10 protein-coding genes are annotated in these 10,082 nt (G+C 69.4%); 7 read left to right on the forward strand and 3 right to left on the reverse strand.

The features are described from left to right. The first annotated feature begins 11 nt into the window (after positions 1–11). The 4 genes from V6S85_RS25625 to V6S85_RS25640 all read left to right on the forward strand — a co-directional run bounded on the left by V6S85_RS25625 (position 12) and on the right by V6S85_RS25640 (position 2,640). Entirely contained in the window at positions 12–1,298 is a 1,287-nt protein-coding gene (locus V6S85_RS25625) for a S41 family peptidase (protein WP_334350690.1), read from the forward strand. Positions 1,299–1,376: 78 nt separating this feature from the next. Continuing rightward, entirely contained in the window at positions 1,377–1,730 is a 354-nt protein-coding gene (locus V6S85_RS25630) for a DUF1428 domain-containing protein (RefSeq protein ID WP_334350691.1), read from the forward strand. Between the two features lie 46 nt (positions 1,731–1,776). Beyond that, a complete protein-coding gene (locus tag V6S85_RS25635) occupies positions 1,777–2,178 on the forward strand; it encodes a hypothetical protein (protein ID WP_334350692.1) in 402 nt (133 codons plus the stop codon). A 69-nt stretch (positions 2,179–2,247) separates the two neighbouring features. Next, complete coding sequence (locus tag V6S85_RS25640) at positions 2,248–2,640, forward strand: hypothetical protein (protein ID WP_334350693.1); 393 nt, start codon at positions 2,248–2,250, stop codon at positions 2,638–2,640. 286 nt (positions 2,641–2,926) lie between these two features. On the opposite strand, the gene msrB is transcribed toward V6S85_RS25640, so the two are convergent. Further along, on the reverse strand, positions 2,927–3,406 hold the full coding sequence (gene msrB / locus V6S85_RS25645; RefSeq protein WP_116569211.1) for a peptide-methionine (R)-S-oxide reductase MsrB: 480 nt from the start codon (positions 3,404–3,406) through the stop codon (positions 2,927–2,929). A 66-nt stretch (positions 3,407–3,472) separates the two neighbouring features. Between msrB and V6S85_RS25650 the strand changes: the two genes are divergently transcribed. Both V6S85_RS25650 and V6S85_RS25655 read left to right on the forward strand, forming a co-directional pair. After that, entirely contained in the window at positions 3,473–3,793 is a 321-nt protein-coding gene (locus tag V6S85_RS25650) for a heavy metal-binding domain-containing protein (RefSeq protein ID WP_058349561.1), read from the forward strand. Beyond that, positions 3,793–4,371, forward strand: coding sequence for a type 1 glutamine amidotransferase family protein (locus tag V6S85_RS25655; protein ID WP_109098966.1), 579 nt, complete (start codon positions 3,793–3,795; stop codon positions 4,369–4,371). The genes V6S85_RS25650 and V6S85_RS25655 overlap by 1 nt, the downstream gene beginning before the upstream one ends. A 112-nt stretch (positions 4,372–4,483) precedes the next feature. Here the strand turns inward: V6S85_RS25655 and V6S85_RS25660 are convergent, their stop codons facing one another. Beyond that, positions 4,484–4,945 carry a GlcG/HbpS family heme-binding protein gene (locus tag V6S85_RS25660; protein WP_334350694.1) on the reverse strand — a complete coding sequence of 154 codons (462 nt, stop codon included), beginning with the start codon at positions 4,943–4,945 and terminating at the stop codon, positions 4,484–4,486. Continuing rightward, positions 4,942–8,730, reverse strand: coding sequence for a LamG-like jellyroll fold domain-containing protein (locus V6S85_RS25665; RefSeq protein ID WP_442885738.1), 3,789 nt, complete (start codon positions 8,728–8,730; stop codon positions 4,942–4,944). Before V6S85_RS25665 ends, V6S85_RS25660 begins: the two co-directional genes overlap by 4 nt. Positions 8,731–8,976: 246 nt before the next feature. Here V6S85_RS25665 and V6S85_RS25670 point away from each other — a divergent pair. Next, on the forward strand, positions 8,977–10,082 hold a 1,106-nt coding region (locus V6S85_RS25670; protein WP_334350696.1), incomplete at its 3' end, for an acetyl-CoA carboxylase biotin carboxylase subunit.

Here is a 10,082-nt window from a genome sequence, read left to right on the forward strand (position 1 = left end):
GCGAGCCAGTCATGCAACCCATCGCGACCGCAGGCGCCGTCGCCAAACCGCTGCAGGGCGTCTGGCGCTCCCGAGGCTACGGCTGGATCGTGCGGTTCGACGCCTCGGGCCCCAGCCTCTACCACCTTGCCGGCGACGACTGCTGGCGCGACCCTCGTTCCGAGGCCGATCCCGACGGGGTGCTGAAGCTGTGGCGGCCTGTCGGCGCCGCCATCGAGACGGCGGGCGAGGTCGATGGCACGCTCTATCGCTTCGATCGGCTGAAGGCCCCGCCAACGGCCTGTTCCACCGTCCGACCCTGGACGCCGCGGCGCACCCTGGCGGTCGTCGCCGACACCTTCGCCGCCTACTACCCCCTCTCCAAGGAGCGCGGCCTCGACTGGAGCGCCCGGCGGCGCGACGCCCTCGCGGCCCTGGGCGAAACCCCGGACGACGCGGCGCTGTGGAAGGCGCTGGCCGTGCTGCTGCGCGGGATCGACGACGCCCATGTGGAGCTCGACGGCGTCGTCGACGGCCAGATGCGCACCCGGCGGCTGGGCGAGGCGGCCGTGCTGCTGCGCGCCAAGGCCGCCCCCGGCGGCGAGGCGGCCTGGGGACGAGCCTGGCGGGCGCAGGTGCTGGCCGCGCCGCTGGGCGTGCGCGAGGCGGCCGGCGGCCGGATCCTGTGGGGCCGCAAGGGCGAGGTCGGCTATCTGGCCCTGACCGCCATGGGCGGCTTCGATCCCAGGGCCGGCGACGACGACACGGCCTTGCTCGACGCGACGCTGGACGAAGCCATCGGCGCCTTCGCCGGCGCCGAGGCGGTGATCGTCGACGTCAGCGACAATCGCGGCGGCTACGACGTGATCGCCCGCCGGATCGCCGCACGCTTCGCCGATCGTCGGCGCGAGGTCGGATCGAAGGTCGCGGTCGGCGGCGACGGCGTCGTCCAGCCGCTGTTCATCACGCCGTCGGACCGCCCGCGCTACCTCGGCCCCGTCTGGCTGTTGACCAGCCAGGTCACGGTCAGCGCCGGCGAGACCTTCACGCTGTCGATGCGCGCCCTGCCCAATGTGCGCCAGGCGGGCGAGACGACGCGCGGGGCTCTGTCGGACCAGTTGCAGAAGCCGCTGCCGAACGGCTGGCGCTTCGCCCTGCCGGCCGAGGTGCACCGCGACGCCGGGGGCCGGGTGGTGGAGGGCGAGGGGATCGCGCCGCAGGCTCCGCTGCCGGTCTTCCCGCCGGGAGAACCGCCCAATGACCCGCAAGGCCACGCCAGGGCGCTGGAGTGGGTGCTGGGCCGGATCTACGGGCGCTGAATTTTTCGCCGCGTCCCTGTCGGGCCTCTCCGCGTTGAAACGTCCTAGGGGCGCAACAACGATCCAAGGGAGGATCCCATGACCTATGTCGACGGTTTCGTGGTCGCCGTGCCCAAGGCCAATGTCGAGCGCTACAAGAAGATGGCCACGCTGGCCGGCACGATCTGGATGGAGCTGGGCGCGCTGTCCTACGTCGAGGCCATCGCCGACGACGTGCCCTACGGCGAGCTGACCTCGTTCCCCCGCGCCGTCCAGCTGAAGGACGACGAGGTCACCGTGTTTTCGTGGATCACCTACGACAGCAAGGCCAAGCGCGACGAGGTGATGGCCAAGGTCATGGAGGACGAGCGCCTCAAGCCGTACATGAACGACATGCCCTTCGACGGAAAGCGCATGATCTTCGGCGGCTTCGAGACCATCGTCGAGCGCTGAGGCCCCGGCCGTGGAACGCCGGCGACCCGGCCGGCATTCCACGGTCATGCTCGAACTGATCCTCGACCTCTGCAATCTCGTCGGCGGCTTCCTGCTGGCGATCGGCCTGCTGGCGCTGCTGCCCAGGGCGGGCGACGACCTGGGGCGGTTCGCCGCGCGCCTGGCGCCGTTCGGCTGGATCGTCGGGATCGCGGCCCTGGTCTGCGGCGGCTACTTCCTGATCGTGCACCTGGTCTCGGGGCCGCACGTCTTCCACTTCGAGATCGTCGGGATCGCCGTCGGCGTCCTGCTGCTGTGGGACCGCCTGCGGGCCGGCGCGGTGGCGCGTCGGCTGGGTGGATCGGGCGAACTGCCGGCCAGCGGCGCGCAGGGCGCGGGCCTCGTCCTGGCGGTGTTCGGGATCATCGCCATGATCGTGGGGTTGCAGGGTCTTTTCACGCCCGATTGAGGTGTAAGGTCCGCTTAAGGCCTCGGGCGCAGACTCTCAGGCATGCGCGATGCGGTCAGGGAGGCCGTCATGTCGTCCACCGTCACGTCCAACACCCGTCGGTTCAGCGATCACTTCGAGCCGCAGGACATCGATCCGCAGGAGCAACGCCGCCTGCGCGGCCACCTCGAGCAGATCGACTACACCGCCTTCGTCTCCAACCGCGAGATCATGGCCCAGGCGCTTGGGCGGCTCGACGCCGGCCATTTCCAGAAGCTGGCCGTGACCACGGCCCAGGCCCGCGCGCGCTGGGCGGCCATGGCGCTTTCGATCAGCCAGTCGGGCCGCGCGCCCGACGCCGCCGAGGTCGAGAAACTGGCCGCCCTGCGCCAGGCCTATGACGAGCTTTCCGCCGCCTACGAGGCCCTGCGCCGGATGGTCGAGCGCGGCTATGTCGCTTACGGGCCGGCGGCTTCGTCCTGATGATCCTGGAAGAAACGGGTTCGCGTCGGGAGAAGGTTGGGGGGAAGGGGCCTCCTCCCGACGCGTCCGCCATGGAGCGCTGCAACCCTGCCGGAGGTTGTGCGCAGGCGGTTCGGACATACGCCTAGGGGACGTCGCCCGAGCGAGTCGCCGCACCTGCGGCGTCGGATTGAATGTGCTCTTTATAGTTGTGTCGGGCAATCCATTTTTTCCACCGAGGGTCGAATTTCCTTCGGGGAAAGCTTTGCCTTGCATTTGAGAGCGCCCAGAAAGGCGGCCCGGCCGCCTATGGCAGGCGGTCGCCGCGGTGCAGCGGGTCGGGCAGCGGATCGCCGGCCTTCACGAACTGCAGCGACACCGAGTTGATGCAGTAGCGCAGCCGCGTCGGCGCCGGTCCGTCGGGGAAGACGTGGCCCTGGTGGCTGTCGCAGCGCGCGCAGCGGGTCTCGATGCGCACCATGCCGTAGGAGGTGTCGCGCACGGCCTTGACGTGCTCTTCGTCGAACGGGGCGTAGAAGCTGGGCCAGCCGGTGCCGCTCTCGAACTTGGTCTCGTGCTTGAACAGCGGCAGGCCGCACAGGCGGCAGCCGTAGACGCCGGGGCTCTTCTCGCCCAGCAGGCCGCCGCAGAACGGGGCCTCGGTGCCGTGGTGCAGCAGGACGCGGGCCTCTTCGGCGGTCAGGTCGCCTTCCAGGCGCTCGCGTTCGGGCTCGGTGGGCGGGGTCAGGTCGAAACCTGTGGAAGAGAGGGTGGCGGCTTGGGTCATGCGTGCCAATCTAGGGGCTCGCACGGCCCGCCGGTAGGGCAGGCCGCATCAAGGGACGGGAACCGCATGATCACCTCGACCACTCCGTACGTCGCCGAGCGCGAGACCGTGGCCACCCTGGGCGTCGTCTCGGGCGAGGCGATCATCGGCGCGCACATCTTCCGCGACCTGTTCGCCGGCATCACCAACATCATCGGCGGCCGCGCCGGCGGCTACGAGAAGGCCCTGCGCGAGGCGCGGGACATCGCCCTGCAGGAGATGATCGACGAGGCCCGCCGCCAGGGCGCCGACGCCGTGGTGGGCGTGGATCTCGACTACGAGGCCCTCGGCGCCGACAACGGCATGCTGATGGTCACCGCCGCTGGCACCGCCGTGAAGCTGCGCTGATGACGATCGCCGTCGCCTTCCTCCAGCCGGGCTGGGCCGACTGGGAAGCCGGCCCCGTGCTGGCGTCCTTGCGTGAATATTTCGGCGTCCAGATCGAGATCGCCACCCCGACCGGGGATCCGGAGACCTCGATCGGCGGCATCCTGGCCGCCGCCGACTACCGGTTCGACGATCCGGTGCTGTCGGACGCCGACGCCTATCTGCTGATCGGCTCCGACGCCTGGCAGGGCTACGAGAACGACGCGGTGTTCAGCCTGCTGCGCCAGGCCCACGCCGACGGCAAGATCGTCGCCGGCATCTGCGGCGCGACCATCGCCCTGGCCAAGGCCGGCCTGCTGGCGGGCAAGGCCCACACCTCCAACGGCAAGGACTGGCTGGCCGAGCAGGCCCCCGGCTATGCCGGCGCCGAAGGCTATGTCGAAAGCCCTCGCGCGGTGGTCGACGGCAGGATCGTCACCGCCGCCGGCTCGGCTCCGGTCACCTTCTCGGCCGAGGTCACGCGGCTGATCGCGCCGGAGGCCTCCGAGCGCCTCGACGGCTACGTGGCGATGTTCGCCCGCGAGTTCGGCGAGGGGTGAGGCCCTTGCGTCACCCCCGTCCTTCGACAGGCTCAGGATGAGGGTGATTGCCGACGCGGATTTGAGTTCCTCATCCTGAGCTTGTCGAAGGACGAGGAACTCACTGCCTGCCTCACTTCACCGCCGCCGCGCCCGCCCGGGCCAGGACGCCGTCCTGCTCGGGCGTGGCGCCGGCCACGCCGACCGCCCCGACGATCCTGCCCTCGACCAGCAGCAACTCGCCGCCCTCGATGGCCAGGGCGCCGTTGGAGATGGCGTTGAGGTTGCCGCCCTTCACCGCGTCCTGGAACGCCTTGGTCGGGCGGCGATAGGCGGTGGCGGTCTCGGCCTTGCGGCGCGAGACCTCGGGGGCCGAGTACGAGGCTCCGTCCATCTTCCAGACCAGCACCGGCGCGCCGTTCGGCTCGACCACGGTGATGGTCACGGCCACGCCGGTCTTCAGCGCCTCGGTCTCTGCGGCGGCGGCCACGGCTTTCGCCTCCTTCAGCGTGACGTTGCGGCCATAGGGCTCGGCGGCGTTGGCCGAAGAAGCCAGCGCCAGCACACCGGCGGCGATCAGGGCAGTGCGGATCATGGCAGCTTCACCTCGTCGTTGAGAGCGGTGATCTGCGGCTGGTCGCTGACGATGCGCAGGCGCAGTTCCGACGGCTTGGCGCCGGCCGGGATCTTCAGGCGGGCGGTATGGACCTTCGGCAGCAGGTCCTTCGGCGCGGCCAGGGCCGGCACGGCCGCCGACGCCAGCACCTTGCCGGCGGCGTCGACCAGCTCCAGCTTCGAGGCCTGGGCGTCCTGGGCGCCCAGGCTGTGGACCTTGGCCGTGATCGCCGAGCCCTTCACCGTCACGTCGCCGCGCCCGATGCCGAGGTCGGCGCGTTGCGAGGGCTCATCGCCCGGCGTCGCCAGGGCCATGTCGATGATCGTGGTCTGGCCAGGCGGCAGCACGACGGTGACGCCCTTGGTGCGCTCGAAGGCGACCTGCCGCGTCTCGCCCGCGCCGTCGCCAGTGGTGTCGATCGCGTCGTCGCCCGTCGTGTCTAGCCCTTGGGTCAGCGTCCATTGGCCGGGCGCGACGTTCCAGCCCGTCATGGTCGCCGTCACCGGCTTGTCCGACAGGTTGTAGGCCACGACCTTGAAGCCCTTGGCCGTGCCGTCCTTGACCAGGATCGCCACGTCCTCGCCCTTGGCGTTGTCTTCGAAGCGCCAGCTGACGATGTGGCCCGGCGTCATCTGGCCGCGCTTGTTGGCGATGCCGCCCAGGCGCGAGCGTTGCAGCACGTCGGACGGGATCTCCACCCGGTCCGACCACCAGTGGCCTTCGGTGTGCATGTACATGTGCTGGTCGGCCCACTGGATCTCGTCGGCATAGGCCTTTTCGAGCCAGGTCTTGTCGCCGGTCAGGGTCCAGGCGGCGAAGCGCTCCGTGGCCCCGCCCTTGGCGGCCGACTTGACGATGGCGTCCTTGTTGGCCTCGCCCAGGTTCAGCATCGAAAGGGCGTTGTCGTTGAGGTCGTTCAGCGACTTGATCCCGTTCTTGCCGATCCGCCACTGGATCGGGGCCAGGTACTTGGGCTCCCCCGTCCAGCGCCAGGCCTGCCAGAAGATCTGGAACGGCCCGCCCGCGCCCGAGCCTTGCAGCACCGTGCCGCCGCGCTCGGCGTCGGTGCGCCAGTTGATCTCGTTGGGATAAGAGCCGTCCGGCTTCACGTGCGCCAGGTAGCCGTCGGCCAGGCCCAGCACGATGTCGCGGGCGGTCTGGTCGCGATTGTAGTCGCCGATCAGGATCGCGGGGTGCACGACGCCGAACGAGTAGGGCTTCTGCCACTCCCATGGGCCTTCGCGGTACGAGATCGAGCCGCTGTACCAGTTGGTGTTGAAGTGGACATGGCCGGCCGGATTGCGATCGACGATCCCCGGCAGGGCCTTGACCGTCGTGAACAGCCGCTCGACGGCCAGCGGGTCGCCGTAGTCGAGATACATCGCCTCGCTGTTGGAGTTGATGCCCTCCTCGTAGGCGTGCAACTCGTCGGTGGCGATGGTCGACAGGCCGTTCGTGAACATGCCGTTGCGGTAGACCGCGTCGGTCAGGAGGTTCAGCGAGCCCTTCACCTTGTCGGGATCGACGCCCATCAGCGCCAGGCCCGGCCATTGCTGCAAGAGGTCGGTGTCGTCCGACAGCCCGCCGCCGAAGTCGCCGTAAGCGACCTGGCGCTCGTCGATCCACCAGTTGATGAACCTGGCCACCCGCTTGAGGTCTTGCGTCTGGCGGAAGGCCCACAGCGGCACGCCGTCCGGCGCCTTGGGCTGTTCGAAGGCCGGCCAGCCCTGGCTGCCATAGGTGATGTCGCCCCAGTATTCCCGGCCCTCCTTGTGGTCGGGATCGACGCGCAGCAGGTCGGAGATGTCGGCGTAGAGGCGGCGATAGAGGCCCTGGCGCTTGGAGGTGGTGTGCTCCTCCACCAGGAAGGCCCAGTTGTCCTTCACCTGGTTGAAGCGGTCGGCCACGTGCTCGGCCTTGGCCTCCTCGCGGGCCTTGAACACCAGCCGCACCTTGGCGCCGTCCAGGGCCTTGGGCCCGAACTCGGCGCTGTCGGCGGCGATGGTCAGGTACAGGCTGTCGGCGGTGAGGATCCGGTCGCGCAGGTCCAGCCACAGGGTGCGCGCCTGCCCGGCCTTCACCGAGACCGACACGTCGATCATGTTGCGGCCCGGCCAGATCGGGTCCTTGACCTGGATGTTCAGCGGGATCGCGGTTCCAGCCGCGCCCGGCAGGGCGGGGATGTCCAGCGCGATCCCGTCCAGGCCGTCGCGGGCGTTCTCCCAGCCATAGGCCCAGTTACGGGCCAGCGGCTGAGAGGCCGGGGCGTCGCCGAAGCCCGACGGGATCATCACGTGGACGATCGGCAGGCCGGGCGCGGCAAGGTCGGCGACCGGGCGCTTGCGCTGCGGAGCCGCGTCAGGGATCGCCACCACCGTCGCCCGTTCGCCGGCCGGGAAGCGCCCGGCGACATAGGCATTGAGGTCAGAGAGGTTCAGGTAGTCCGGCGCCACGTCGGCGCGGACCGTGTAGTTCATCTTGAAGACGCCGTCGGGCTCCTTGCCGGCGCTGACGTCATAGGCCCAGATCTCCTGGATCGGGGTCTCCTGGTCGGTGTTGGTGAAGGTCAGCACCCCGCCCTTCAGCGGCTGGGCCAGGGTCGTCACCGAGCGGTAGAGGCCCTTGGGCCGCACGCCGATCTTCGTCGCCTTGTCGCCGGCTTTCGCCGCCCAGGTCAGGTCGCCATAGGCGCTGCCCTGGATCTCCAGGCGGCTGATCGGCTCGTTGGGCAGGGCCAGGGTCAGGGCCTTGCCGCCCTCGACATAGGTGTTCCAGTCCGGCAGCGGGAAGTAGTCGTCGCGGCCTTCCAGGCGCGAGCGGTTGTAGACGCCGGGCCAGGTGGTTTCGGGGATGCCGTCGTTGGCCCGCCACATCCATTCCTTGATGTCCTTGGCGTCGGCGAACTCGACCTTGCGGATGCGGGTGGCCGGATCGGCAAGCAGGGGCGGGGCCTCGCCCGTCCAGCCATGGCGCAGGCGCCAGGCTGCGCGCGTGGCCGGGTCCTCCAGCGTCGGCGCCGGCGCGGCGGCGGCCGGAACCTCGTTGCGGGCCAGGGCGGCGACCGTTCCGGCGTCCAGCGCGCGGTCGTAGACGCGGATCTCGTCGAGATCGCCGCCGCGCAGGAAGTTGTAGCGGCTCTGCACCTGGTGCGGCGCGATCACCCGGCCGGCGATGCCGAATTGGTCCAGGCCCGCGTCATAGACCCGCTTGGCTTCCTTCTTCGCCACGGGCTTGCCGTCGACGAACAACTGCACGCCGGTCTGCTCGTCCCAGGTGAAGGCCAGGTGCGTCCAGGCGTTGGCGGCGGGCGGCTTGTCCAGCTTGAACGAGACGCGGGTGCGGGCCAGGCCGTTGTCGGTGACGAAGGCGTCGAAGCCGTGGCCGTTCCAGTCGATGCGCAGGAACGCCATGTCCCAGCTGGTGTGGTCGGCATAGCCGACGCGGAAGATCACGAACGGCGCGACGCCCACCGGATAGCCCGAGCGCCAGAAGAACGACAGCGTGCCGCGCTGGGCCTGGATGTTGCCTGGGGCGTTCCAGGCCAGGATGCCGTCGTCCTGGGCCGAGAGGGCGGGGCCGGCCTTGCCGGTGGGGATCACCGCCACCTTGTCGGCGAAGTTGGGGACGGCGTCGCCGGCCGCATGGTCGGCCTTCAGGCCCTTGTCGCCGGAGACGTGGAAGAGGAGGGCGGGTTCCGCCGCCGAGGCCGCGCCGGCGGCGGTCAGAACCGAGAAGGCCGAGGCCAGAAAAAGCGCCTGCTTCACCACGCGTCACTCCCTAGTCGTTCTTATTGGAAACCGGTGTCATGGTTCCTGCGACGCTTTTAGCGCGAGCGGCCCGCGTTGCAAACCGGCCTTGGCCTGTTACGCCTAGAAGAGGTCAGAGCCTTCACTCCGTAAAATCCCCTCGAAAGCGGGGATTTTACGGGATGGGTGTTCCGCCTCGGCGGCGACTTTCAAGGGCTGCCTCTCCGTTCGGTGAGGTCTGCGAACGATCAAGGGACGGACCGCATGTTCAACAAGATCCTGATCGCCAACCGGGGCGAGATCGCGGTGCGGGTGATCAAGACGTGCCGTCGGCTGGGGATAGCGACGGTGGTGGTCTATTCGGACGCCGACGCCGACAGCCTGGCGGTGGAGATGGCCGATGAGGCGGTGCACATCGGGGCGTCTCCGGCCGCGCAGTCCTACCTGGTCGCCGACAAGATCATCGAGGCCTGCAAGGCCACCGGCGCCCAGGCCGTGCATCCGGGTTTCGGCTTCCTGTCCGAGAAGGCCGAGTTCGCCCAGAGGTGCGCGGATGAGGGGATCGTCTTCATCGGCCCCAACCCCGGCGCCATCAGCGCCATGGGCGACAAGATCGAGAGCAAGAAGTTCGCCCAGGCCGCGGGCGTCTCCTGCGTGCCCGGCCATATCGGCGAGATCGCCGATGTCGCCGAAGCCATGAAGATCTCCGAGGAGATCGGCTATCCGGTGATGATCAAGGCCAGCGCCGGCGGCGGCGGCAAGGGCATCCGGGTGGCCTGGAGCCGCCAGGACGTCGAGGAGGGCTTTCCGGCCGTGCGGGCCGAGGCCGCCGGGGCGTTCGGCGACGACCGCATCTTCATCGAGAAGTTCATCGAGAGCCCGCGCCACATCGAGATTCAGGTGCTGGGCGACAAGCACGGCCACGTCGTCCACCTGTTCGAGCGCGAATGCTCGATCCAGCGGCGCAACCAGAAGGTCATCGAGGAAGCGCCCAGCCCGCTGCTCGATCCAGAGACCCGAGCGGCCATGGGCGCCCAGGCCGTGGCCCTGGCAAAAGCGGTGAACTACGACAGCGCCGGCACCGTCGAGTTCGTCGCCGGCCAGGACAGGAGCTTCTACTTCCTGGAGATGAACACCCGCCTGCAGGTGGAGCATCCGGTCACCGAACTGATCACCGGCCTTGACCTGGTCGAGCAGATGATCCGCTCGGCGGCCGGCGAGAAGCTGTCGTTCCAGCAGGAAGATCTCTCCATCAACGGCTGGGCGGTCGAGAGCCGGATCTATGCCGAGGATCCCTACCGCAAGTTCCTGCCCAGCATCGGCCGGCTGGTGCGCTACGCCCCGCCGCCGGAAGGCGAGAAGGGCGCCTG

It is taken from the genome of Caulobacter sp. CCNWLW153 (genome assembly GCF_036889365.1).
Taxonomy (GTDB): Bacteria; Pseudomonadota; Alphaproteobacteria; order Caulobacterales; family Caulobacteraceae; genus Caulobacter; species Caulobacter radicis.

What these genes read in the sequence shown, in the direction of transcription:
- V6S85_RS25635 (WP_334350692.1), top strand. Translation starts at nt 1,777, where the DNA reads ATGCTCGAACTGATCCTCGACCTCTGCAATCTCGTCGGCGGCTTCCTG.
- msrB (WP_116569211.1), bottom strand. Translation starts at nt 3,406, where the DNA reads ATGACCCAAGCCGCCACCCTCTCTTCCACAGGTTTCGACCTGACCCCG.
- V6S85_RS25625 (WP_334350690.1), top strand. Translation starts at nt 12, where the DNA reads ATGCAACCCATCGCGACCGCAGGCGCCGTCGCCAAACCGCTGCAGGGC.
- V6S85_RS25640 (WP_334350693.1), top strand. Translation starts at nt 2,248, where the DNA reads ATGTCGTCCACCGTCACGTCCAACACCCGTCGGTTCAGCGATCACTTC.
- V6S85_RS25655 (WP_109098966.1), top strand. Translation starts at nt 3,793, where the DNA reads ATGACGATCGCCGTCGCCTTCCTCCAGCCGGGCTGGGCCGACTGGGAA.
- V6S85_RS25650 (WP_058349561.1), top strand. Translation starts at nt 3,473, where the DNA reads ATGATCACCTCGACCACTCCGTACGTCGCCGAGCGCGAGACCGTGGCC.
- V6S85_RS25660 (WP_334350694.1), bottom strand. Translation starts at nt 4,945, where the DNA reads ATGATCCGCACTGCCCTGATCGCCGCCGGTGTGCTGGCGCTGGCTTCT.
- V6S85_RS25630 (WP_334350691.1), top strand. Translation starts at nt 1,377, where the DNA reads ATGACCTATGTCGACGGTTTCGTGGTCGCCGTGCCCAAGGCCAATGTC.